The organism is Tenacibaculum aquaeponti, from assembly GCF_057221555.1.
In genome coordinates this window covers 3348260-3372968 of sequence record NZ_CM170147.1, presented here as the reverse complement: position 1 = coordinate 3372968, position 24709 = coordinate 3348260, and the positions used below count along the sequence as shown (strand labels likewise).

Here is a 24709-nt window from a genome sequence, read left to right as displayed (position 1 = left end):
TCGCTATTTTTCATAGCGAGTTTTTTTATACTTTTAGTTAATCTTTTAAACTAACATTAATTTTCTAATTACATCCTCACCCATTTCATGGTTAAGCATATTGATAATTTTCTCTTTACCGTAACTCAATTCTTCTCGTAACACAGAAGAATTTAATCTGACGATTAAAATGCCATTTTGAAGTTTAACTTCACTAGTATAAGATTGTACACCTGGGCCCATTAGCTTTTCCCAAGCTTCTTCTATTTTTATTTTTTGAAAACCTTTTTCTAACTTATTCTCTTTAATAAAGGCTCCCATTAAATCTTTTATCGAAATACTATTATTTTGTCTTTTTGCCATAACTAAAGATTAAAAATCTGATACGGTTTATTACTTTGTTTGATTACATTTTCAGTTCTTTCAAAATGCGTGTCTGTTATAAAAATTTGACCGAATTCATCATTATTTACTAAATTAACTATTTGTGCAACTCTATTTTCATCAAGTTTATCAAAAATATCATCTAATAACAATATTGGTATTAATTCAGATTGCTTTTTAATAAACTCAAACTGAGCTAATTTTAAAGCGATTAAATATGATTTTTGTTGGCCTTGAGAACCAAACTTCTTGATCGGATACGAACCGATTTCAAAAGTTAAATCATCTTTATGAACCCCTGCAGAAGTATACTGCAAAATTTTATCTTTCTCTAATTGTAAATCCAATAAATCGTTAAAAGATATTGTATTCAACTGACTCTTGTAAGATAAATTCACCTGTTCATTATCGTTAGATATCACTTGATATTTCTCGTTAAAAATTGGAGTAAATTTCTCTAAAAACTCTTTTCTTTTCTTATGAATTTCTTCTCCATATTGAATTAATTGTTCATTATACACTTTTAAATTCAATGCATCAAAAGTTCGATTAGCTGCAAAGAATTTTAACAATGCATTTCTTTGATTTAATACTTTATTGTATGCTATTAATGAAGACAAATACTTTTTATCTTGTTGAGAAATAACACCATCAATAAATTTTCGACGAGTTTCACTTCCCTCTATAATTAAATCTCTATCAGCAGGTGAAATAATAACTAAAGGAAATTGACCTATATGATCTGAGAAGCGATCATAAACTTTACCATTTCGCTTCAATACTTTTTTCTGACCTCTTTTTAAAGAACAAATAATTTTTTCAGAACGTTCTTTCACCAAATAATCGCCTTCAACCATAAAAAAATCTTCATTATGTCGAATATTCTGACCAGCAACTGGATTAAAATAGCTTTTAGCAAAAGATAAATAATAGATTGCATCGAGAACATTAGTCTTTCCCACACCATTGTTCCCCACAAAACAATTAATCTTCTTTTCGAAATTAAATGTTTGGGCTTCAATATTTTTAAAATTCACTAAAGATAATTTCTGTAAATACACTACACTATTCGTTTTCAGACAGGAAATGCAAAATAACGAAAAATCGTCTTTTAAAATTCAATTAAAAAAACTATTTTTGCGCCACTAATTTTATAAAAGTTATGGCAACATATAAAAAGCGAGGATATAAACCTAAGAAAGAAAAGGTTGTAGAAGAAGTTATTGAAGACACATTTGATGAATCACAAAGTGATGTAGCAAAAACCTTTGAAGGACTTGATGAAGTTGCCAATAAATCTGAACAATGGATTGAAAAAAACAGCAAGCCATTATTTATTGGTTTAGTAGGTATTGCTGCATTAATCTTAGTGTATTTAGCTTTCAATAAATTTATTTCTGAACCAAACGAAGTAAATGCATCTAATGAATTAGCTTACCCAAGATCTTTCTTTGACCAAGCAGAAAAAGCTGCTGGAGCAAAAGCTGATAGTTTATATAACTTAGGTTTAAAAGGAGGTGCTGATGGAAAATACGGATTCATTGATATTGCTAAATCTTTTGGTGGAACTAAAGCTGGAAACTTAGCGAATTATTATGCAGGAATTACATACTTAAGGCAAAAAGATTATAAAAATGCAATATCTTACTTAAGTGAATTTAATTCAGATGATGAATTATTAGGACCAACTGCTTTAGGTGCTATTGGCGATGCTTTTGCTGACATTGATCAGGCTGATGAAGCTTTAGAATATTATGAAAAAGCTGCAAATAAGAAAAGTAACGAATTTACTACTCCTATGTTCTTATTTAAAGCAGGGCAAACTGCCATGAAATTAGGAAAGCACGAGCAAGCTTTAGGGTATTTTACTACAATCAAAGAAAAATACGCTACTACTCAAATAGGTAGAGATATTGATAAGTACTTAAACAGTGCCAAATACGCTAAATAACATAAATGGCAACAACAAACTTATCATATTACGATAAAAATACAATCCCAAATGCGAAAGATTTTCGATTTGGGATTGTTGTTTCAGAATGGAATCCTGAAATTACAAAGAATTTACATAAAGGAGCTATCGATACTTTAATCGATTGTGGAGCAGAAGAAAAAAATATTGTTTCTTGGGATGTCCCTGGTAGTTTTGAGCTAGTTTATGGCTGTAAGAAGATGATCGAAACTGAAAAACTTGACGCCATTATTGCTATTGGAAATGTGATTCAGGGAGAAACCAAACATTTCGACTTTGTTTGCGAAGGTGTTACTCAAGGTATTGTTGATCTTAACACAGCTTATGACGTACCTGTAATATTTTGTGTATTAACAGACAACACGAGACAACAATCTATTGATCGTTCTGGTGGAAAACTAGGAAACAAAGGTATTGAATGTGCTGTAGCTGCAGTAAAAATGGCTGCATTAAAGAACATCGGTATAAAAAAGAAGACTGTCGGTTTTTAAAAGAAACTTTTAAAAAAATATGTTAAAATAGCCAAGTTACACACTTGGCTATTTTAATTTCATAAGTATACGATTTGATAGCTTATCTTTTATTCGTAATTTTGAATTGATATGTTTTTTGGTGTGGTTTTTGAATTGATACCTTAAATTTTAAAATCAATTATTATGTTAGGATGGAGTAAATTTAAAGGAAAGACTCATAATGTTTTTGAGTACAAACCTCGTTATTATAAGGGAGATGGAAATCCTTATGAATTCAAACACAAGTTTGATGAATACAGAACCACTGTTGGAAAAAAGAAAAACTTAAAAGAGAAATTTACGGCAGCTATTAACGAATTTAAAACTTCAGAAAACGGAGGAATAAACAAAACTATCATTATTATTGCCTCTATCTTAACTTTTATATTTTTATACGTGATAGATTTTGATCTATCTATATTTTTTAGCAAATAATTAATGTCAGATATTATTCAGTTACTTCCCGATCATGTTGCTAATCAGATTGCAGCTGGTGAAGTTGTTCAGCGTCCAGCCTCAGTTGTAAAAGAATTACTAGAAAATGCAATTGATGCTGGTGCAACTAGCATCACCTTACTTTTAAAAGATGCTGGTAAAACTTTAGTTCAAGTAATCGATAACGGAAAAGGAATGAGCACCACAGATGCTCGTTTATGTTTTGAGAGACATGCTACTTCTAAAATTAAAGATGCAAAAGATTTATTTAATCTAAACACCAAAGGTTTTAGAGGAGAGGCTTTAGCTTCTATAGCAGCGATTGCTCATGTTGAATTAAAAACAAGACAACATAACGAAGAAGTTGGAACTGCCATTAAAATTGAAGGAAGCTCTGTAATATCTCAAGACGTAGTTTCTACAGCCAAAGGAACAAGTTTAGCCGTTAAAAACTTGTTTTATAATATTCCTGCACGAAGAAACTTTTTAAAATCAGACACCGTTGAAACTCGACATATTATTGATGAATTTCAACGTGTTGCAATGGCGCATCCTGACATTGCTTTCCAATTACACCATAATGGAAATGAAGTTTACCATCTTAAAGAAAGTAATCTAAGAAAACGTATTGTTGCTATTTTTGGTAACAAAATGAATGAAAAATTAGTTCCTTTAGATGAACAAACAGACATTATGAAAATAAGAGGTTTTGTTGCAAAACCTTCATACGCAAAGAAAAAAAGAGGTGAACAATTCTTTTTTGTTAACGATCGTTTTATAAAAAGTTCGTATTTAAACCATGCTGTAAATAGCGCTTTTGACGGTTTATTGGAAAATGGCTATCATCCAACTTATTTCATATATTTTGATGTTCCACCTAACACTATAGATATTAACATTCACCCAACTAAAACTGAGGTGAAATTTGACAATGAAAAAGCTTTGTATGCCATTTTAAGAGCAACAGTTAAACATAGTTTAGGACAATACAGCGTTGCTCCTGTTTTAGACTTTAATAGAGATGCAACTTTAGACACGCCGTATACGTTTAAAGACAAACCAGCTGTTTCAACACCTAAAATAATTGTTGATCCTGATTTTAACCCTTTTAAAAACGAACAAATTAGTTCTCCTTCACCAGTAACTCAAAAAAGAGAATCGATACCATCATCGTCTCCTGTTCAAAAAACACCATCTTTTAAAACTGACTACAAAAAAGACGCAGGAAGTTGGGAATCTTTATATGTAAACACATATGAAAGTACTCAACAAGAGAAACTTTTTGAAAGTGAAAAAGAAACAGAAACAGGTAAAACATTTCAAATTCAAAAGAAATATATTTTAAGCACTATTAAATCTGGAGTTGTTTTAATTCACCAATCCTTAGCTCATCAACGCGTTTTATATGAAGAGTTTTTAACGAATATTACCATTAAAGATGCTAATAGTCAACAACTATTATTTCCAATAAACATTTCATTTTCTTCGTCAGACATTGAAATGATTTTTAGCATAAAATCTGATTTAGAAAGTGCTGGATTTGTGTTTAATGAATTCACAAAAGAAAGTGTGGTTATTGGTGGAATTCCAACATCTATATCTGAAAGTCAAATTAGTTTAATTTTAGAGCAACTTTTAGATGATTTAAAATTAGAAGTTCCAGATGCTAGCTTTAGCCATTATGATGTTATGGCTAAATCATTTGCTAAATCTTTAGCTATAAAAACGGGAACTATTTTATCTGTAAAAGAACAAGAAACTTTAGTAAATAATTTATTTTCTTGTAAAGAACCTAGTGTTTCTCCCCTTGGGAAACCAACATTTAAAACCTTAACTTTACAAGAAATTGATAATATTTTTAGTAATTAGTTATGCAACAATTAACACCTGCTATTAAACACCTAATTATAATAAATGCTATTCTATTTTTTGCACCTCAACTGCTGAATTTAGATTTAACAAATATTCTTGCCTTACATTTTCCTCAAAATGATCATTTTGGTTTTTGGCAATATGCAACACACATGTTCATGCATGGAAGTGTAGCTCATATTTTATTTAACATGTATGGTTTGTGGGCTTTTGGAACTCCTTTAGAACAAATGTGGGGAAAAAACAAGTTCCTGTTCTTTTATTTTTCAGCTGGTATAGGTGCTGGTTTAATTTATACTTTAGTGAATTACTACCAATTTAATGGTATTTTTCAACAGCTTTTAAACTTAGGATTATCCAGTAACGACATCCAAGAAATATTAACATCTGGTAGATATAACAATGAGATTATCACATTAGGCAGCAAACAAATGTCTGAATTTTATTCACTTTATCATACACCTGCTGTTGGTGCTTCTGGAGCTGTTTATGGAGTGTTAGTAGCATTTGCTTTGGCTTTTCCTAATGCAAAACTTGCTATGATATTTTTCCCTGTGCCTGTAGCTGCAAAGTATTTTGTGCCTTTAATAATAATTAGTGATTTATTTTTTGGACTAACTAAATACTCAATTGGAAATGTTGCTCACTTTGCTCATGTTGGTGGTGCTATTATTGGATTTATTATTGCTTGGTATTGGAAAAAAAATCAATTTAGACATTACTAATGGAAACTATTAACAATTTAAAACAGCGATTCCTTAATGCCGGAATGTTAGAGAAGCTAATCTATATAAACATTGCTGTTTTTATCTTAGGGTTATTATCAATTTCCTTTTCAGGATTATACGGACATAGAATTAACTTTTTAAGCGATTGGTTTGCCTTACCTTCGGACCTCGATAAATTCATAACCAAACCTTGGTCGTTAGTCACTTATGGTTTTTTACATGGTGGTTTTTTACACATATTATTTAATTGTATCTGGTTATATATTTTTGGAAGATTATTTTTAGAATATTTTAGTGAAAAGCAAATATTAAGCTTTTATCTATTAGGAACTGTTTTTGGCGGAATGCTATTTATTTTTGCCATGAACTCTTTTCCTATTTTTCAAAATACAAAACATATAATAGTTGGTGCTTCAGCTGGGGTTTCAGCAATTATTATTGGTACAGCAACTCATATACCTAATTACGAATTACGAATTCCTTTGATTAATGTCTATGTAAAAGTTTGGCATTTGGCATTATTTTTCATTCTTATGGATTTAATTAGTTTATCTGGTGGAAATGGTGGCGGTCACTTTTCTCATTTAGGTGGTGCTTTATTTGGTTTTCTTTATGTGAAATACGCAGGCAATAAAGAACTCGATATTTTTACTTCATTTAAGCGAACTTCTAAAAAGAAAAAAACCAAGCTTAAAACAGTACATAAATCAGATAATTTAAATCCTAGAGGTCCATATCGAACAAAATCTAACAATCAGAAGAAAATCGATACTATCTTGGAAAAAATTGGAGACTCTGGCTATGATTCCCTAACTCAAGAAGAAAAAGATTTTTTATTTGAACAAGGAAAAAAATAAAATACGTTGCCAAAGAAAAAGAAATATTCGTTTTTAGATAAATTACTGTACTTCATAAATTCTATCGTTGCTACAGCATTACTTTTATCTTACTTTTTAGCCTTCGTGTCACCTAAAACAGTTCCTGTTTTTTCTGTGGCAAGTTTAGCTGTTCCTTTTTTAATTATAGCTAATGCTATATTTTGCATGTATTGGATTTTTAAATTAAGGAAACATTTTATTTTATCTGGATTAATATTATTACTTGGATGGTTATTCCTTCCTCCTTTCATTAAATTTTCTTCAAAAAATACAGCAAGAAATACAGATGTTAAAGTGATGAGTTACAATGTGAGAATGTTTAATCTTTATAACTGGATAAAAGAAGAAGGAATCAGCGAAAAAATCACTGAGTTCATTAAAGAAAAAGATCCAGATATTTTAGCCATTCAAGAATATCATCATTCTAAAAAAAGAAATTTAAAATTTCCATATTCATATTACGTTCCAAAGTCGAAAAAAAACAATTTTGGACTAGCTATTTTCTCCAAATATAAAATTGTTAATAAAGGCTCTCTAGATTTTAAAAATAGTGCTAATAATGCGATTTACATTGATATTTTAAAAAACAAAGACACTATTAGAGTTTATAACTTGCATCTACAATCTTTACGTTTAAACCCTAAAAAAGAAAATTTTGGTGAGTCTAGCTCTGAAAAACTGATTGGACGTTTAAAAAATGGTTTCATAAAACAAGCTTCACAAGTTGAAGTTTTTCTTGCTCACGAAAAACAATGGAATCGTAAAAAGGTAATCTGTGGTGATTTTAACAACACTGCATTTTCTTGGGTTTACAGACAATTATGTAAAGGAAAAAAAGATGCTTTTGAAATAGCTGGAAATGGTTTTGGAAAATCGTTTAATTATTTTTTTCCTATGCGTATTGATTTCATTTTAACTGATGAATCTACAAACATCAATAATTTTAAAACTTACACACCAAAATATTCAGATCATTTCCCAATCATGTCTCGAATAAATTTTGAATAGTTTATATTAGCAGTCTACTAAACTATTTACTCTTTATGAAACATTTTGAAGTTGCAGTAATAGGAAGTGGTCCTTCGGGAGCTTCAACTGCTTTTCATTTAGCTAAAAAAGGAATTTCAACAGTAATTATAGAAAAGGAAAAATTACCGCGTTATAAAACTTGTGGCGGTGGTTTTGTGTATAGAGGTAGAAAGGATTTACCTTTTGATATTTCTAGCGTAGTTGAAAGAGAATTTAATACAGTGGATATTTTATTAGGTAAAAAACTTCATTTTCAAACTGTACGTAAAGATCCTACGATCACTATGATAATGCGTGATTCTTTCGACAATTTAATTGTTGAAGAAGCTAAAAAATTAGGAGTTACTTTACTTGAAGACAACAAACTAATTGGATTAGATTTTCAAGAAGAAAAAACAATAGTTACCACTGATAAGCAACAAATTTCTGCTCAATTTATTATTGCTGCAGATGGAGCTTTAAGTCCGACAGCAAAAATGGCTGGGTGGAATGAAGAAACTCGTAAATTAATTCCTGCCTTAGAATATGAAGTAGAAGTTTCTGAAGAAGATTTTAACCGATTAAAAGATAGTGTACGTTTTGATATTGACGCTATTCCTTACGGTTATGCTTGGAGCTTTCCTAAGAAAAATCACTTATCAATTGGTGTAGCTTCTACTAAAAAGGCTAGAATCAACCTAAAAAAATATTATCAAGAATATTTAGAAACGTTGGGAATTACAAATATACTGAGTGAATCTCAGCATGGTTTTCAAATTCCTATTGCTCCGAGAACAGATGGCTTTGTAAAAAACAGTGTATTTTTAATTGGTGATGCAGCTGGTTTTGCCGATCCAATTACTGCAGAAGGAATTTCTAATGCAATTTACAGTGGAGTTTTAGTTGCTAATGCTATTAGTGAAAGTAATTCGAATGTTGAAAAAGCTAGTGAATTATATCTTGAAAAATTAAACGAAAGATTGATACCTGAAATTCAAACAGGATTATGGTTAGCAAAATGGTTTTATGAGCAAAAAACTATTCGTAACGTGTTATTGAAAAAATACGGACAAAGATTTAGTGATGCTATGGCTGATATTTTTCATGGCGATCGTTCTTATCCGACCGATATTAAACAAGCAATTACTAAAAAAGTAAAAGAACTTGTTTTTTAAAAAACATTACCACTTGGTTTAAACCAAGTGGTTTTTTTCTAAGAACAGTAATAATCTATTAACAGCAAATTATTAAAACTCAAATATTTTAGTAGTTTGCTGCTTCTAAAGCTTTAGATTTTATATAATCTTCAACTTGATCATGAGGAACTTCTTCTACCTTCACAGGGAAATCCCCATTAGATCCTGAAATAATAATTTCTTCTTGAAAAGCACCTTGAAAAGTTCCATGAACTTTGTACGGAGTAGTTCCTTCTCCTAAAGGACCTGTCCAACCCATTGCATCAATTTTTAAACCTCCAACGAAATGCGGATCCCTAACTAAATCAAATCCATATGAATAATTTTGTGCTTCTCCTTGAACATAAACACTGAAAAAACCTGGAGTTCTTAACCCAGTCCATACATACACTACTTTGCACTCACTTGGAGTAACTGGTTCTTTACCGTAAAATCCCATAATTTTGTTTTTTTTGATTCCCTACTCTATTTACTGATTGGCTTTTCAGGTGACGCCATCACTTTTCTTAAAACAGTGGCCGCTGTACATTGATTAGTCACTTCTAACTTACACACATAACCAACTCAAAAACAAACAAATACCTTAAAAGCAGATTATTTAAACTTTACCGTTTGATTTTTATTCTTAACTGAAGCACATAAAAAAACCTCTTGATTTCTCAAGAGGTTTTAAAAAATAGATTTTCTTAAAATTACCTGATTATAAATCGTTTAGTTTCTTTCATATATTCATTTTCTAACTTTAATATATACACTCCTGATTCAAATCGATCGATATTAATTGTTCTTCTCTTACCTAAAGGAGCCTTTTCAATTACTTGTCCTAACATATTTATAATAGTATATATTGTGTCCGACAGTTCTTTATCTGATCCACCTATTAAATTTAATAAATATCCTTTTTGAACCGGATTAGGAGCAATTGTTAACGAAGTTAACCCTCCTTCATCTTCATCACCTAAAACATCTACTCTAGTTCCAAAATCGTTTATCACAACAGCAGATGAACTACTACAAGTTCCTTCGTAAATCCTAACATTAGTAAATGTTGAATTATTTCCTGAACCACCATCATTATCATTAATAAATACTAAACGATCCATTGTTCCTGTGTAAGAATCTCCAACAGGAATCACATAAGTAGTTGTTCCACTAGTGTAATTATCAAAATTAGTGATTCCATAATTTTGAGTTCCATGTACCTTAAAGTAACGTGAGGAAGTTAACGTGTTATCATCCTCAAAACCAACTCCATGAATTTCCCCTTGAGATGTACTACTAAATTCGAATTCTATAACTGTATTTGGAGTTACAGTATAATTTAATGGAATATATTTCCATGTATTATTTGTTAATGTTAACGATGCACCACTAGATCCGATAGAGAAATTACCTGACGCATCTTGATTTGAGAAAGGAGTTATAGTAAAATCATTAAAATTCAACGTAGCACATCCTGGATCTGGATCAGGATCTGTTCCTCCAGTTGATAACGAAATTGCATCAATTGCAATATCACTAGACCAACTTGAACCTGTTGTTCCTACAAAACGTAATCGCACTGCCGTTTCCCCTAAATAAGCTGCTAAATCAACATTAACTGCATTCCATTGATTTCCTTGGTTTCCAGATTGATTCCAAATACTCGTCCATGTTGCTCCGTCAGTTGAAGCTTCTAATTTTAAAGAACCAACACTTGTACCATACATATGATTACTAAATGAGAAGGTAGCATTGCTAAGTGCAGATAAATCATAACACGGGCTCAATAATATTGCTGTAGCATTATTCCCAATTTGTCCTGTACTTCCATTAGTTGAAGCTTCTAAAAACATATAAAAATTGCCGTCAGCTCCAGAACTTGGTCCTGTTCCAGAAGATGGAGTTCCAGACGCATCTCTTACCCAATTCCCATCATCATTAGTAATTTGGGTCCAACCATCATTTGCTTCAAAACTTTCGCTATAAGGAAAAGTGTTTACTGTTGAAGTACAATCTGTTGGTGTTGGGTCTGGCCCACCACCATCACAAGGATTTGTAAACGAAACTGTCTGATCTGTTTGACCATTAGATCCTCCATTATTATTTTCGTCAGCTCCTTCTCCTACACCTCTTTCTGCAAAAGCTTTCCAAATTAAACACTTATACTGGCCTCCATATAAATCTTGATCAGCCTGTAAAATTCCATCACGTCCAGAAACAAAACCAGGATTTGCAGCTGTATTTTTTAATCCTTCAATTACTAAAGCCATAGCAATATTATTACCTCCTGTACCATTGTAAAAATCAGGATCAAAACCTTCTTGATCTATTAATAACCATGTCATATCCCATAAAATAGTTGCAAAGGCATAGCCTACTCCATGTGGTCTTGCCAATCCTCCAATATCAGCGTAGTCAGTATCATTTAACGATCTATCTGTAGAATATACTGTAGGCCTAATTCCTACTCCATCTAAATCCTGACCCAATACATAAGTTCCAACACCTCTTTTATCTGTTCCTTTATCGCCTGCTTTCATTGTTAACATTAACCCAAACCAATCAGACCAACCTTCACCCATTTGCTCTGAACCACCAAGAACGTTAGAGTTTCTTCCTCCAACTAATCTTGTAGAAATCCCGTGTCCGTATTCGTGCGCGATAATTAAATTATCAAAAGATCCATCTCTACCTGGTGTAGTTCTATTCCATAGAAACATTTGCATTCTTGGATTACTTCCATCTGGTGGAGTTCCAAAATTGGCATTATTTGTACCACTTCCATCTTGAGAATCTGCGTTTACCGAATCACTTCCTGCACCTCCTTTTCCATAATTATTTTCTTGAAAATTTCCACTAGCTTCATCAAAACCATACTGATACCATACATCATGCATAATGTTATTCCAATAAAATAAATTTGTTGTAGAAGCATCTCTATAAGTACTTGGTGCTTGATTTAAGTTTACTGGAAAATCAAAATCTAAAGTTGATCCTCCACTTGGAGAAGCTCCTGTGCCATTATTTCCATTAGCATCTTCTTGAGCCCATACATTATTTCCTCTTGTAATTGTATACTCTGCTCCATTTAATCCATTAGTGTCATGCCATCCATAAGGAGAAGCTGTTGAATTTGCTGGATTTGTGACAATACTCCTACCTCCATCATCTGGGTTCATTAAAGGCATTGCGTACACATTATAAGAATCTGGAGCAAACATCATAGAAGTATTAGCATAAGGAGTCATTACATGATTTTCTTCATTTTTATGTTCTTTACGTTTTAAAACATGTGTATGATCTGCATCTCCAAAATCACAGGAAATCACCCAGTTATCTTCTGTCACTATAGTATTTGAGGAAACATCTACAAAACTATTCCACCAGTTTTGCCCTCCTTCTTCATACAGAGTTACATTCCAACATAAATATAATTTCCCTTCATGAGAAATATACACCTTCTTTACTGTTATAGGTTCATTATCTTGAGTATTACCTGTATTAGAATATACACTAAAATTATCACCCTCAGAAGAACGCTTTAACGCTTTTACTAAACGCAATGCTGGTTTTAAGTTATGAGAACGAATTACTGTATTTATTGCAGCTTCTTCAGTAATTACCCCTCCTCTTTGTTGTGGAATTTTAGCTTCTAAATTAGTAATGAACTGATTTTTCTCAAAATTAATCTTATTATTAAATACAGATAAGTTAGATGTTGCATTTACTATTGGAATCCCTTTATAATACTGAGTAACATAGTAATGTACAAGTCCTTTTTTAAGTGATGATGCAGTACTTGTTACTTTCCACTCCTTAAAATCTGCTGGAGTATCTTCACTCTTTTTTTGAAGTAATTTAAAATGTTTGTCTATAACATTTAAATCTTTGGTTGAGTTTTGTGAATAACTAACCTGTAGTGCTAGAAATAGCACTACAACAATGTAGATTTTTTTCATTTTGTTTTGATTTTGAAAGGTTAACTGTTCTAAAGTTATCAAAATCAATTCTTTGTAAATAATTTATTTTTAAAATCAACAAAAAGGCAAAAATTGTTTTATTTTAACATAATTTATTAAAAACAAAACACTACTTAAGTTAAAAAACAATATTTTATTTAATTAAACTGTTTTTTTTAACCTTTTTTAAAGTCAACAAATCTATAGGATTGATACCTAAGCCTCTTACATTTTTCTGAGAAAAACGAATTACTTCATCGTAATATAATGGTACAACTGGAGCCTCATTAATAATTATACTATCCATTTGTTTATATAGATTATAACGTTTACTGTTATTGGTTTCTTTTATTGCTAATCGATATAAAAAATCAAAAGTTTTATTTTTAAAATGTGTATAATTTGGCCCGTTAGGAGTGAAATTCTTACTGTAAAATAAAGACAAATAATTTTCTGCATCAGGATAATCTGCTATCCAACTTGCTCTGAATATAGGAAGTTTACCATTGGCTTTTCCTTGTCGTAAAGTAGACGGTAAAATTACTTCTACTTTAACATCTAAACCTATATTTTGTAATTCTCTTTGAATGAATTCACATAAATCTAAATAATTGCTGTTTGTTGTAATTGTTATAACAATTTCTTTTTGTCTTGTTGATTTTTTAAACTCATTTATAAGTTCTATAGCTTTTTCTGGTTGATATGTATAACCTTTCATTTCTGAAAACGACGGTAATCCCTTAGGAATAAAACCATGTATTGCAGGTTCCCCTATATTATTTCGCAAGAATTTCATCATTTTTTCTCTATCAAAACCGTAATTAATAGCTTTTCTAATTAGCCTTGATTTTGTGGGATACTCATCAGCTACATCCATATAAACTCCTAAGTACTCTGTATTTAAATATGCTCCTTTTTGCATATTTACTTTAGACTTATATTTTTCTTTTAAAGTTCCATCAGTAGCTAAAATCTCATCTTTATAAGAAGCGTCTAAACTTTTCATAAAGTCAATATTTCCTTGAATAAACTGTAAAAACTCACTTTGTTTATCAGGCAAAAAAGTAACAGCTACAGCTTCCAAATACGGCAAAGAGTTTCCTTCTTTATCTTTTTCAAAATATTTTTTGTTTTTTCTTAAAACTAGCTTGGTATTTTCTACCCATAATTTAAATTGAAAAGGCCCTGTTCCTACTGGATTAGATCGAAAATCATTTTTATAAAAATCTATAGCTTCTTTAGGAATTACCGAGCAATACTTCATACTTAGTAAACCTAAAAAAGGTGGAAAAGGTTGTTTTAATTCTATTTTAAATATAGAATCATTTATTGCTTTGAAATGATTTACATGTTGTAAAACCCATCTACCTGGTGAAGCTACTTTTTCATCTAATAATCTACGAAATGAATATTCGAAATCATTTGCTACTACTTTTCTTGTTTTAAACTCACCGAAAAGTTCATTTTCATGAAAAAAAACATCGTCTCGTAATACAAAAGTATATGTTAATCCATCTTCAGTTATAGTCCAACTCTTAGCTATATCTGGTTTCACCTTTAAACCATCATTTAATTGAACTAAACCATTAAATAACTGATGAACCCCCCATATATTGGGTTGATCTTTAGCAAAAGCTGGATCTAAAGAAGAAATATTAGAATGTTCGTTATAACGAAATACTTGATCATCTTTAAATTTAGATGATTCTTTCTTACAAGATCCTAAAAGCACACATAATAATAGTATAAAACTATTTCTCAAAACCATATTCTCTTTCTACTTTACATATTCGTAATTGGTATTGTTGATACCATTTTTGTCGTCCCTTTTCCCTTGCATATGTATGTTCTACATTATTTTTCCATTTAGATATCGCTTCTAAACTTTTCCAATATGATACTGTAATACCAATTTCACTTCGGGCAGATTCTATTCCTAAATATCCTTCTTGTTCTTTAGCTAAATCATCCATCTTTTCTGCCATTTCATGATATCCTTCTATATCATCTGTTAATATTGTTGTAAATATTACTGCGTAATATGGTGCTGTAAAAATTTTCGCTATCATAATTTTAATTCGTATTTAGTTTCAGGTAAGCCAATGTCTTTGCTTACAAACTGATGCACTGGTTTAAAATTTAATTTTTCTAAATTTTTTGCTGAGGCTATGTTTTCATTTATAACATTACCAATCAGCTTTGTCATTTTTATTTGCTTAGCATACGCTATTAATCCTTCACAAATTTCATATCCATATCCATTCCCCCAATACTCTCTAATAAATCGATATCCTATTTCATCTTCATTTTGTTCATCTTTTACTAGCGCTAGTGTTCCTAAAAAATTCTTTTTTTTTTATCTTCAATTGCATAAATCCAGAAATCATTATTCGGCAATGTATATTTAGCTATTACTTCTTTTAAATTCTGCTGAACACCTTCATAAGTATCAACTTCTCCTGTAGCGTATTTTAAAACTAAAGGATCACTTTGTAATTTATAATATCCTTCTATATCTTCTAATTTTAGATATCTAACTTCTAGTCTTTCAGTTTCAAAAATCATTTTCAATATTGTACTTTTGCAGTCGGTTAAATGTACAAGAATGAATGCGGAAAAAAAAGTAGCTTTTTACACATTAGGATGTAAACTAAATTTCTCTGAAACTTCTACTATCGCTAGAAACTTTGTTAATGAAGGTTTTGAACGTGTTGAATTTGAAGAAAAAGCTGATATATACGTAATTAACACTTGCTCTGTAACAGATAATGCTGACAAGCGTTTTAAAACAATTGTTAAGTCTGCACTTAAACAAAATGACGAAGCTTTTTTAATTGCTGTAGGTTGTTATGCCCAGTTAAAACCAGAAGAATTAGCAGCAGTAGATGGTGTTGACTTAGTTTTGGGTGCAACCGAAAAATTTAATGTAACTAGTTACATTAATGATTTAACAAAAAATGATGTCGGCGAAGTTCATTCGTGTGAAATAGAAGACGCTGATTTTTATGTTGGATCTTATTCGATTGGAGATAGAACTCGTGCTTTCTTAAAAGTACAAGATGGATGTGATTATAAATGTACATATTGTACAATTCCATTGGCTAGAGGAATTTCTAGAAGTGATACCTTAGAAAACGTTTTAAAAAATGCTAAAGAAATTTCTGAAAGAGGTATTAAAGAAATTGTACTTACAGGAGTTAATATTGGTGACTACGGTAAAGGAGAATTCGGAAATAAAAAACACGAACATACATTTTTAGAATTGGTTCAGGCATTAGATAAAGTTGAAGGAATTCATAGATTACGCATTTCATCTATTGAACCTAACCTACTGAAAGATGAAACAATAGAATTTGTTTCTAAATCAGATACTTTTGTTCCTCACTTTCATATTCCATTACAATCTGGTAGTGACGAATTACTTAAGAAAATGAAACGTCGTTACTTACGCAAAGTATACACTAATCGTGTTACTAAAATACGTGAAGTAATGCCACATGCATGTGTAGGTGTTGATGTTATTGTTGGTTTTCCTGGAGAAACTGATGAGCTTTTCTTAGAGACATATAATTATTTATCTGAGTTAGATATTTCTTATTTGCATGTTTTCACTTATTCTGAAAGAGCAAATACAGAAGCTGCAGAAATGGATGGTATTGTCCCTAAAAACGTTAGAGCAAAGCGTAGTAAAATGTTACGTGGACTTTCAGTTAAAAAACGTAGAGCTTTTTACGAAAGTCAAATAGGAAATACCTTATCTGTTTTGTTCGAAGGTGAAAATAAAGAAGGGTATATTCATGGTTTCACAGAAAATTATGTAAAAGTAAAAACTCCTTGGAATCCTGAATTAGTAAATACTATTCACAATGTAAAATTAATTAAAATTGATGAAGACGGATTAGTACGTTTCGATTTTGTTGATACGAAAGTTATTCATTAAATTGTTTGCTCATAAAATCAAAAAAACACCTCGATAACATTATGAAAATTTTTTTCCTATCTATTTTTTTACTTGCTTTAAGCTGTGGTGCTCCCAAAGGAGATTCTAATAAAACAGAGGCAAACTCAGAAAAAGAAACACCTACAAATACTGAAGAAACAACTAATATTGATCTTTATAAAAGACAATTAGTTTTAGTTTTAAATGATCCTACTCGTGAAGATAAAACTAAAGAGTTCTTAAAGAATAGTGGAGTACAATGGAAAAAAATGGTTTTCGATAATGGAGCTTCTAAAATTGCAGTTGTAGAAATTCCAAATGATAAATATGATTTTTGGCTTAAAGCGCTGGGGTCTTCAAGTGAATTTAGGTCTGTAAAAGTAAATGCTAAAAATGTTGTTGAAGACCTTATAAAGAAAGAAGAAAACACTTTATTAAGCATGCGTAAAACTGGTTGTTTTGGAGATTGCCCGAGTTACGATATTATAATAAACAAACAAGGTGTTGTTTTATATAACGGAAAACAATATGTTTTACAAGAAGGTGAAAAGGAATTTAAACTTTCAGACAAAGAATTAGAAACAATAAATAATAAATTAAACAAAAAGAAATTTTCATCCTTTAATGCTGTTTATGACAATCCTAAAATAATGGATTTACCTTCTACTTACATAGTACATCAGGGTAAACAAGTAAAAATTCGATTATGGAATGATGACGTTCCTGAAGAATTAATGGATTTACATGAATATATTGAAGGAATTTTACTTGAAAAGAAATTCTTTGAATAAAAAATTATATGGAAAAAACTCATTTGTATTTCGTACCAGGTTTAGCAGCAAACACGAAAATATTTGAGTACTTAGATTTACCAAAAGAAAATTTTGAAACCCATTTTTTGGAATGGATTTTGCCCTTATCAGTTGAAGAAACTATAGAAAGTTATGCCAAACGAATGTGCGAATCAATTCAGCATGACAATCCTATTTTAGTTGGTGTTTCTTTTGGTGGAGTTATGGTACAAGAAATGAGCAAACAAATAAACTGTAAAAAGGTAGTTATTATCTCTAGTATGAAGAGTAATAAAGAACTTCCAAATAGATTAAAGCTTGCTCAAAAAACTAAGGCTTACAAATTGTTTCCAACTAAAATAGTTGAAAACATAGAAGAATATGAACACCTTTTCTTTGGAGATTATTTAAAGAAAAGAGCTGAATTATATAAAATGTATTTATCAATCCGTAATGCTGATTATTTGCAATGGGCAATACATAATGTCTTGAATTGGAAACAGGATTATGAATTAGACAATATAATTCATATACACGGAAATAAAGATGAAGTATTTCCTATCAAACATATTAAAAACGCTATAGAAGTGGATAATGGCACTCACATTATGATTTTAAATAAAGCTAAAACTATTTCAAAAATTTTAGCTGAAAAATGCAAGTGTTAAATCCCTTTCTAATAAAAATACAAACATATTTATGCAGGTAAAATTATTACGCATCTTTTACGTCCTTTCTTTTTTAAGTATTGTTTTTTTATTATTGAATTTAAACAATGTAAAAACAAATAATAACAAACAAATTACATCTTTAAAAGACACAGCCATTATTAAAACAGAAAAAAATGTTAGTCATCTATACGAAGTAAAGGCTGTAAAATTACCTCAACAAATGGAGTTTGCAGGTGAATCTGTTCCTTTAAATCAACTTGATGTACAAGAACGTTTAGATCGTGAATTATTAGTAAATACATATTGGCAATCTAATGGTCTTTTACTAATGAAAAGAGCTAACAAATTTTTCCCGCTGCTTGAACCATTACTAAAAAAACATGGTTTACCTGACGATTTTAAATATTTATGTGTTGCTGAAAGTGCTTTAATTCAAGTTCCTTCGTATAAAGGAGCTGCTGGTTATTGGCACTTTATGCCTAGAACAGGAAAAGAATATGGTCTTGAAGTAAATAGTAATGTAGACGAGCGTTATAACCTAGAACTATCTACAAAAGTTGCTGCTGAATATTTAAAGAAAGCTAAAAATAAATTTGGAAGTTGGACTTTAGCTGCTGCTGCTTATAACGCTGGAGGCGGTAGAATTTCTAAACGTTTAAAAGAACAAAAAGTAACTAATTATTATGACCTTTTATTAAATCCTGAAACCGGAAGATATGTTTTTAGAATTCTTGCTTTAAAAGAAATCATGTCGAATCCAAAAAAATATGGCTTTGTGTTTGATCAAGAAGATTTATACACTTTCCCTAAAGTAAAAGAAATTTTAGTGGATTATCCTATTCCTGATTTAGCTGATTTCGCAAAACAATATAATATTACTTATAAAGAGTTAAAATTAGTAAATCCTTGGTTAAGAGAAACCAAATTAAACAACAACAGCAAAAAGGAATACACGATAAAAATTCCAATTCATTAGATTTTCTCAAAAATAATCTTTCGGATTTTACAAATCCTCTACATTATAACACTACATTTTATAAAAAAACACATGCAATAAGAGCTTAGATTTAATTCAGCTTTTAAAAGGTATGTGTTTTTTACTTTCCTGTTTATTTTTTTCTTAAATAAAACTAGTAAGAACAGTAAATTCATTACTTTAAACCAAAAAGAAAAAGAAGCTGTTTAATAAAAAAACAGTACAAAAACAATCCGACTTTTTATAAAAAGTACACATATATAATTTGTCAAACAAGCTAATCCTTATTTTTTCCAACGAACGCTTCATAAATTTGATAAGAGAAAAATAGTTTTAAATTAAAATAATTTATTTCTTTTTGAAATTACATTATTAAACTGCTATTATCTCATAACCAATTTAAGATCATTAAAGAAATTTTCGCGATAACAGACATAAACCTTGAATGTCTATAAATGCTCAAGGAAAATAAATTTTAAAAATTCAAATATTATGAAAAAATCAATCTTAAACTTAGGTAAATCATTAAACAAAAAAGAACAACAAAATATCAATGGAGGTTTTGGATTAAGACAACCTTGTGCTCCTAGCTCTAGATACACACTTGAACCTGGTAATAACTCATGTGGAGGAACTGTTGGAAGAGCTTGTTCTTTCCCTACTTCTTCAACTTCTTTTCCTGGAGGAAGATGTTACGGAACTGTAATTAACAATGTTTGTACTGTAAATTGTTAATTAAACAATCTGTGGGTTGTTGTTTTCAAACAACTTATTTTCAATACAAATAAAAAGTGCGGTTTTAAAAACCGCACTTTCATATTTATAGTAAATTTCGATTGGTTTATTAATCGAAAGGTGTATCCATTTTAATATAATCTAAAAATTCTCTTTTTGTATCTCTGTCCTTAAATTTACCTCCAAATTCAGCAGTAACAGTAGAACTCTCTATATCTTTAATTCCTCTAGAATTTACACATAAATGTTTTGCATCTATAACACAAGCTACATCTTCTGTACCTAAAGCCTCTTGCATAGCTTGTACAACTTGCATTGTTAAACGCTCCTGTACTTGTGGTCTTTTAGCAAAATATTCTACAATACGGTTCATTTTAGATAAACCAATGACTTTTCCATTAGAAATGTATGCTACATGAGCACGACCAACAATAGGTAACAAGTGATGTTCACAAGTAGAATATACAACAATGTTTTTTTCCACCAACATTTCACCATACTTATAGTTATTATCAAAAGTAGATGCCTTAGGCTTATGTTTAGGGTTTAACCCCATAAAAATCTCATTGACAAAAGCTTTAGCAACACGCTTAGGTGTGCCCTGTAAACTATCATCTTCTAAATCCATACCTAAGGTTTCTAATATCACCTTAACACTTTCTTGTATTTTTGCTATTTTCTCTTCGTCCGAAATATCAAAAGCGTCTGCACGCAATGGCGTTTTAGCTGAAGTTCCAATGTGGTCCTCTCCTAATTCTTCAATTCTTTCGTCTCTCATATTATTGTGGATCTCGAACATACTTATTTGTTTAATGTTTTTCCGTAAAGATAAAACAAAAAGTTGTCTTTATTGTATTAATTTAATTATTTCCTTGATTGTAAGGAATTTTTCATCTCTAGTTTCTGTGTTCTTAAACTTAAATTTATCTTCCTCTACTGAAGTTATTACAAACTCTATGCCTCTTTTATCAACATATTTCCACTGCTTCTTTTGCTGATTATTACTAACAGCAAGATCTGGATATAATTCAGTTTTAATTCCATTTGCTCTTAACTCCGTTATAGCCTTCATTTTTGTTAAACTTTCTTTTTCATCAAAATTTAAAAACAAAATTTTAGGTTTAGGTAGTTCTACTTCTTCAAAAAGACCTAATTCTTCCATAACTAAATAGATACGGTCTAACCCAAAAGATATTCCTACTCCACTTACATCTTTTAATCCAAATATTCCTGTTAAATCATCATATCTACCTCCTCCTCCGATAGAACCTATCTTTACTTCTTCAGGAGCTGCAACTTCGAAAATTGCTCCGGTGTAATAATTTAAACCTCTAGCTAAAGTAACATCTAACTCTAAAGTTGCTGTTTGTAAACCTAACTCAGCAATACTATTTATTACAAAAGTTAATTCTTCAACTCCTTTTAATCCTTCTTCAGAATCTGATAACATTGATTTTAACGATGCCAATTTGTCTGCATTACTTCCTGTAAAATCAAATAACGGTTGTACTTTTTCGATAGCTTCTTCAGAAATATCTTTCGAAAGCATTTCTTTCACAACTCCATCTTTACCAATTTTATCAAGTTTATCTAAAGCAACTGTAAAATCAATTAATTTATCTTTTGCTCCAATAACTTCTGCAATACCTGAAAGTATTTTTCGATTATTGATTTTGATAGTCGTTCCTTTTACATTCAACTTACTAAAAACTGAATCGTATAATTGAACAAACTCTACTTCTTGCCATAAAGAATCGCTACCAACTACATCTGCATCGCACTGATAAAACTCTCTAAAACGTCCTTTTTGAGGACGATCTGCTCTCCAAACAGGTTGAATTTGGTAACGCTTAAATGGAAATGTAATTTCGTTTTGGTGTTGCACAACATAACGCGCAAACGGTACAGTTAAATCGTAACGTAAAGCTTTCTCTGAGATTTGAGTTGTTACTTTATTACTGTCTTTAGCTGAAAGTAAATTTTCATTTACTTTATTTAAATAATCACCAGAATTTAAAATCTTAAAAATTAAACGATCACCTTCTTCTCCATACTTCCCCATTAAGGTCGAAGAATTCTCAAAACTTGGTGTTTCAATAGGCTGAAAACCATACACTTCAAAAGCCTGCTTTATCGTGTTAAAAATAAAGTTTCTTCTTGCTACTTGTGTTGACGAAAAATCTCTAGTTCCTTTTGGAATTCCTGGTTTCATATAGAATAATCTATTTAATTCTTTTAACTACATCGTTTTGAGCCTGCAAATATCTGAATTTATTAGCGGATTATGAAGTTTTATTTCGACGTTTTAATTGATAGATTGAAGCATTTAGTTCAAAGCCTAATAATAACACTATTGCATTTAACCAAACAAATAACATTAAAATTAAAAGTGTACCTATAGAACCATATAATTGATTGTATTTCGCAAATTCTAAAACATAAATTCCAAAAAGATAAAAGGTAAACAACGATACAACTGTCGTTAAAAAGGCTCCTGCTGAAAAGAATTTTGTAGTATTTCCTTGTTTTGTTCCGTATCTAAACAACAAATAAACAATGGTATAAATCATAACTAAAAACAAGAATCCTCTTCCTAAATAAAATAGATTTAATTCACTAGTATCAAACCAACCTATCTCATCAATTTTTGATAAAGCTATTTGATACAATACCACCAAACATACTACTATAATTAAAAAGAAAGACATTAAAAGCGATACTCCTAAAGAAACTAAATATGTTTTAAATACATTTCTAAATTCTTGAACATGATACGAATACTCAAAACCTCCAAAAATGGCATTTACACCATTTGTCATTAAAAAAATTGAAGTTAAAAAACCAAAAGAAAGTAAACCTCCATATTGATTATTTAAAATATCTTTTATTACTCCATCAACTGCATCAAAAGTTTTTGGTGGTAAACCTTCTCTAATTAAATCGAATAAACCTTCTTGAAAACCATCAACAGGTATGTATGGAATTAAGGTTAAAATGAATAATAAAAATGGGAAAATTGCCATAAAGAAACTAAAAGCAATTCCTCCTGCTCTAGTCGTTAATGCTCCTTTAACAATTCCAATGATATACATTTCTATAACATCGTATAAGGATAAGCCTTCTAAACCAGGAATTTTAATTTCTTTTCCAAATTTAACTAACCAATTTACTACTGGAATTTTCTCTAAATTTTCTTCTATTCTTTTTGACATTAATGCAAAAATCTGATTTTTATCCTTGATTTAAAAATGAATAGACCATTTTTGAATCTGATTCACTATTAAATTTAATTTTTAATTGAATAGAATTCTTTTCAAATAGTCTGTTTTTGGTTCCAATAATTTTGATTGTTTTGTTTTCTATTGATGAAGATTGATACAGAATTTTAAACTTTAAATCATTTTCTAAATTCGTGTTTAACTGGATTACATCGTAATTATATTTACTCTTTATTAGAATATAGTTTTTAAATAATTTCACATTACCAATCCAAAAGCTTCTCTTTATGGATTCTATATTTTTTATTTCAACATTAGCAAATGAATTTATTAATGGTTCATCAGAAAATAAACGCATTGTTTTCTTTTTTTGATTCATTGTATACATTACACCTGTTATGAAAAACAAGATCATAATAGAAATAAAGAAAGTTGAAATGATGGAGTTTATATCCAATTTACGAAACAATTTTGATTTTATACTTTTCTAGCAAATTAGCAACATTATCTTTTGAAAAAATTGCTTTTTCTACTCTATTAGACTCTAAATCGATAGAAAAGTTACGTGCTGTTTTAAAATTTACATTTCTTAAATCTGAAGCTTCGAAAATTGACCCAAGTAAATCACAATCATCAAAATAACTAAATTGAAGATTTGCTTCGGTAAAATCTACCTCTTTTATACTACAATTTACAAATTGAAAGTTTTGCATTTTTAACTGATAAAAAGAAGAGTAATCAACTTGACAATCGGTAAAATTTATCTTCAATAAAAAAGGATCTATTTCATAGAACTTAATTCCTAATAATTTTGAACTACAAAAATGTACATCTTTAAAACTACTTTCTTTCAATCTTGTATTACTCAGATTACAATCGATAAATTCACATTCTAAAAATTCTGAATTTACAACGTGCATATTCGAAAAATCGCAATTCTCAAATGTACAAGAATCAAAATCTGATCTACTTATTTGATCATTTGTAAAAGCTACTTTTTTAAATGTTTCATTATCATAATAATCATTCATTGTATTATTCTTCTTTAAATTCATAAACTATAATTTTTCCATTCGGATAAGTTATAGAGCCAAATAATTTTTTGTTTTCAATAGCAAACTTTATTTCTTTAAGATGAGTGTACTCAACATCTTCTGGTTTTAAAGCTATTAGGATATCATTTTCTTTTATTTCATAGTTATACTTAAACTTTCGTATGTATGTTTCTTTATCACAAGACGAAACTCCTTTTTCTGCAAGTTCAACCTTATCTTTTAAAAATTTAACAACCACATAAATTTCTTCTCCAGCACAAGGATTATCATCTGGAGTTTCTTCACAAACCGAGTTTACACGGGCTATAAATTGTTTTCCAATTACATTAAAGTTTTGTGCTTGAATAACAGAAGTGAACAATATAAAAAGTACACCTAATCTCATTATTTATTTTTTAATAAAGATATTATATATTAA

General features: G+C 30.0%; 27 protein-coding genes. 13 read left to right on the top strand and 14 right to left on the bottom strand.

Annotation, left to right across the window (positions count from 1 at the left end):
* Positions 1 to 45: 45 nt before the first annotated feature.
* Positions 46 to 342 (bottom strand): DciA family protein, encoded by a 297-nt coding sequence (locus AC2TEO_RS15415; RefSeq protein ID WP_442265669.1) that lies wholly within the window; start codon positions 340 to 342, stop codon positions 46 to 48.
* Positions 343 to 344: 2 nt separating this feature from the next.
* Entirely contained in the window at positions 345 to 1424 is a 1080-nt protein-coding gene (recF, locus tag AC2TEO_RS15410) for a DNA replication/repair protein RecF (protein WP_442265668.1), read from the bottom strand.
* Between the two features lie 101 nt (positions 1425 to 1525).
* Here recF and AC2TEO_RS15405 point away from each other — a divergent pair, with 101 nt between their 5' ends.
* The 8 genes from AC2TEO_RS15405 to AC2TEO_RS15370 all read left to right on the top strand — a co-directional run bounded on the left by AC2TEO_RS15405 (position 1526) and on the right by AC2TEO_RS15370 (position 8943).
* A complete protein-coding gene (locus AC2TEO_RS15405; protein ID WP_442265667.1) occupies positions 1526 to 2314 on the top strand; it encodes a tetratricopeptide repeat protein in 789 nt (262 codons plus the stop codon).
* 5 nt (positions 2315 to 2319) lie between these two features.
* Positions 2320 to 2826: a 6,7-dimethyl-8-ribityllumazine synthase gene (gene ribH / locus AC2TEO_RS15400; RefSeq protein ID WP_442265666.1), complete on the top strand. Its 507-nt coding sequence runs from the start codon at positions 2320 to 2322 to the stop codon at positions 2824 to 2826.
* A gap of 165 nt (positions 2827 to 2991) precedes the next feature.
* The gene (locus AC2TEO_RS15395; RefSeq protein ID WP_442265665.1) at positions 2992 to 3282 is read left to right on the top strand and encodes a riboflavin synthase subunit beta; all 291 of its coding nucleotides are present in this window, start codon (positions 2992 to 2994) and stop codon (positions 3280 to 3282) included.
* 3 nt (positions 3283 to 3285) lie between these two features.
* Positions 3286 to 5151 carry a DNA mismatch repair endonuclease MutL gene (gene mutL / locus AC2TEO_RS15390; RefSeq protein ID WP_442265664.1) on the top strand — a complete coding sequence of 622 codons (1866 nt, stop codon included), beginning with the start codon at positions 3286 to 3288 and terminating at the stop codon, positions 5149 to 5151.
* 2 nt (positions 5152 to 5153) lie between these two features.
* Positions 5154 to 5879, top strand: a complete 726-nt coding sequence (locus AC2TEO_RS15385; RefSeq protein ID WP_442265663.1) for a rhomboid family intramembrane serine protease — start codon at positions 5154 to 5156, stop codon at positions 5877 to 5879.
* Entirely contained in the window at positions 5879 to 6739 is an 861-nt protein-coding gene (locus tag AC2TEO_RS15380) for a rhomboid family intramembrane serine protease (protein WP_442265662.1), read from the top strand. The genes AC2TEO_RS15385 and AC2TEO_RS15380 overlap by 1 nt, the downstream gene beginning before the upstream one ends.
* A gap of 6 nt (positions 6740 to 6745) precedes the next feature.
* Entirely contained in the window at positions 6746 to 7768 is a 1023-nt protein-coding gene (locus AC2TEO_RS15375) for an endonuclease/exonuclease/phosphatase family protein (RefSeq protein WP_442265661.1), read from the top strand.
* Between the two features lie 35 nt (positions 7769 to 7803).
* On the top strand, positions 7804 to 8943 hold the full coding sequence (locus tag AC2TEO_RS15370; protein WP_442265660.1) for a geranylgeranyl reductase family protein: 1140 nt from the start codon (positions 7804 to 7806) through the stop codon (positions 8941 to 8943).
* A gap of 88 nt (positions 8944 to 9031) precedes the next feature.
* Here the strand turns inward: AC2TEO_RS15370 and AC2TEO_RS15365 are convergent, their stop codons facing one another.
* The 6 genes from AC2TEO_RS15365 to AC2TEO_RS15340 all read right to left on the bottom strand — a co-directional run bounded on the left by AC2TEO_RS15365 (position 9032) and on the right by AC2TEO_RS15340 (position 15470).
* Positions 9032 to 9403, bottom strand: coding sequence for a hypothetical protein (locus tag AC2TEO_RS15365; protein ID WP_442265659.1), 372 nt, complete (start codon positions 9401 to 9403; stop codon positions 9032 to 9034).
* A 253-nt stretch (positions 9404 to 9656) separates the two neighbouring features.
* Positions 9657 to 12905: a M36 family metallopeptidase gene (locus AC2TEO_RS15360; RefSeq protein ID WP_442265658.1), complete on the bottom strand. Its 3249-nt coding sequence runs from the start codon at positions 12903 to 12905 to the stop codon at positions 9657 to 9659.
* A 154-nt stretch (positions 12906 to 13059) separates the two neighbouring features.
* Positions 13060 to 14673 carry an ABC transporter substrate-binding protein gene (locus tag AC2TEO_RS15355; RefSeq protein WP_442265657.1) on the bottom strand — a complete coding sequence of 538 codons (1614 nt, stop codon included), beginning with the start codon at positions 14671 to 14673 and terminating at the stop codon, positions 13060 to 13062.
* A complete protein-coding gene (locus AC2TEO_RS15350; RefSeq protein ID WP_442265656.1) occupies positions 14657 to 14974 on the bottom strand; it encodes an antibiotic biosynthesis monooxygenase family protein in 318 nt (105 codons plus the stop codon). Before AC2TEO_RS15350 ends, AC2TEO_RS15355 begins: the two co-directional genes overlap by 17 nt.
* A complete protein-coding gene (locus AC2TEO_RS15345) occupies positions 14971 to 15201 on the bottom strand; it encodes a GNAT family N-acetyltransferase (protein ID WP_442267771.1) in 231 nt (76 codons plus the stop codon). Before AC2TEO_RS15345 ends, AC2TEO_RS15350 begins: the two co-directional genes overlap by 4 nt.
* A gap of 41 nt (positions 15202 to 15242) precedes the next feature.
* Positions 15243 to 15470: a GNAT family N-acetyltransferase gene (locus tag AC2TEO_RS15340; RefSeq protein WP_442265655.1), complete on the bottom strand. Its 228-nt coding sequence runs from the start codon at positions 15468 to 15470 to the stop codon at positions 15243 to 15245.
* 40 nt (positions 15471 to 15510) lie between these two features.
* Between AC2TEO_RS15340 and mtaB the strand changes: the two genes are divergently transcribed.
* The 5 genes from mtaB (at position 15511) to AC2TEO_RS15315 (ending at position 20018) form a co-directional block, all read left to right on the top strand.
* Positions 15511 to 16845 carry a tRNA (N(6)-L-threonylcarbamoyladenosine(37)-C(2))-methylthiotransferase MtaB gene (gene mtaB / locus AC2TEO_RS15335; RefSeq protein WP_442265654.1) on the top strand — a complete coding sequence of 445 codons (1335 nt, stop codon included), beginning with the start codon at positions 15511 to 15513 and terminating at the stop codon, positions 16843 to 16845.
* A gap of 41 nt (positions 16846 to 16886) precedes the next feature.
* Positions 16887 to 17636, top strand: coding sequence for a DUF6438 domain-containing protein (locus tag AC2TEO_RS15330; RefSeq protein WP_442265653.1), 750 nt, complete (start codon positions 16887 to 16889; stop codon positions 17634 to 17636).
* Between the two features lie 8 nt (positions 17637 to 17644).
* Positions 17645 to 18304, top strand: a complete 660-nt coding sequence (locus AC2TEO_RS15325) for an alpha/beta hydrolase family protein (protein WP_442265652.1) — start codon at positions 17645 to 17647, stop codon at positions 18302 to 18304.
* 31 nt (positions 18305 to 18335) lie between these two features.
* The gene (locus AC2TEO_RS15320; protein WP_442265651.1) at positions 18336 to 19283 is read left to right on the top strand and encodes a lytic transglycosylase domain-containing protein; all 948 of its coding nucleotides are present in this window, start codon (positions 18336 to 18338) and stop codon (positions 19281 to 19283) included.
* 492 nt (positions 19284 to 19775) lie between these two features.
* Positions 19776 to 20018 carry a hypothetical protein gene (locus AC2TEO_RS15315; RefSeq protein ID WP_442265650.1) on the top strand — a complete coding sequence of 81 codons (243 nt, stop codon included), beginning with the start codon at positions 19776 to 19778 and terminating at the stop codon, positions 20016 to 20018.
* Positions 20019 to 20127: 109 nt separating this feature from the next.
* On the opposite strand, the gene folE is transcribed toward AC2TEO_RS15315, so the two are convergent.
* From folE to AC2TEO_RS15285, 6 genes are all read right to left on the bottom strand, one after another.
* A complete protein-coding gene (folE, locus tag AC2TEO_RS15310) occupies positions 20128 to 20796 on the bottom strand; it encodes a GTP cyclohydrolase I FolE (protein WP_442267770.1) in 669 nt (222 codons plus the stop codon).
* Positions 20797 to 20865: 69 nt separating this feature from the next.
* Complete coding sequence (hisS, locus tag AC2TEO_RS15305) at positions 20866 to 22230, bottom strand: histidine--tRNA ligase (RefSeq protein ID WP_442265649.1); 1365 nt, start codon at positions 22228 to 22230, stop codon at positions 20866 to 20868.
* A gap of 70 nt (positions 22231 to 22300) precedes the next feature.
* A complete protein-coding gene (locus AC2TEO_RS15300; protein ID WP_442265648.1) occupies positions 22301 to 23230 on the bottom strand; it encodes a YihY/virulence factor BrkB family protein in 930 nt (309 codons plus the stop codon).
* A 19-nt stretch (positions 23231 to 23249) separates the two neighbouring features.
* Entirely contained in the window at positions 23250 to 23594 is a 345-nt protein-coding gene (locus tag AC2TEO_RS15295) for a hypothetical protein (RefSeq protein WP_442265647.1), read from the bottom strand.
* Positions 23595 to 23694: 100 nt separating this feature from the next.
* Positions 23695 to 24291: a pentapeptide repeat-containing protein gene (locus AC2TEO_RS15290; protein ID WP_442265646.1), complete on the bottom strand. Its 597-nt coding sequence runs from the start codon at positions 24289 to 24291 to the stop codon at positions 23695 to 23697.
* Entirely contained in the window at positions 24272 to 24676 is a 405-nt protein-coding gene (locus AC2TEO_RS15285) for a hypothetical protein (protein ID WP_442265645.1), read from the bottom strand. The genes AC2TEO_RS15290 and AC2TEO_RS15285 overlap by 20 nt, the downstream gene beginning before the upstream one ends.
* Positions 24677 to 24709 lie beyond the last annotated feature (33 nt).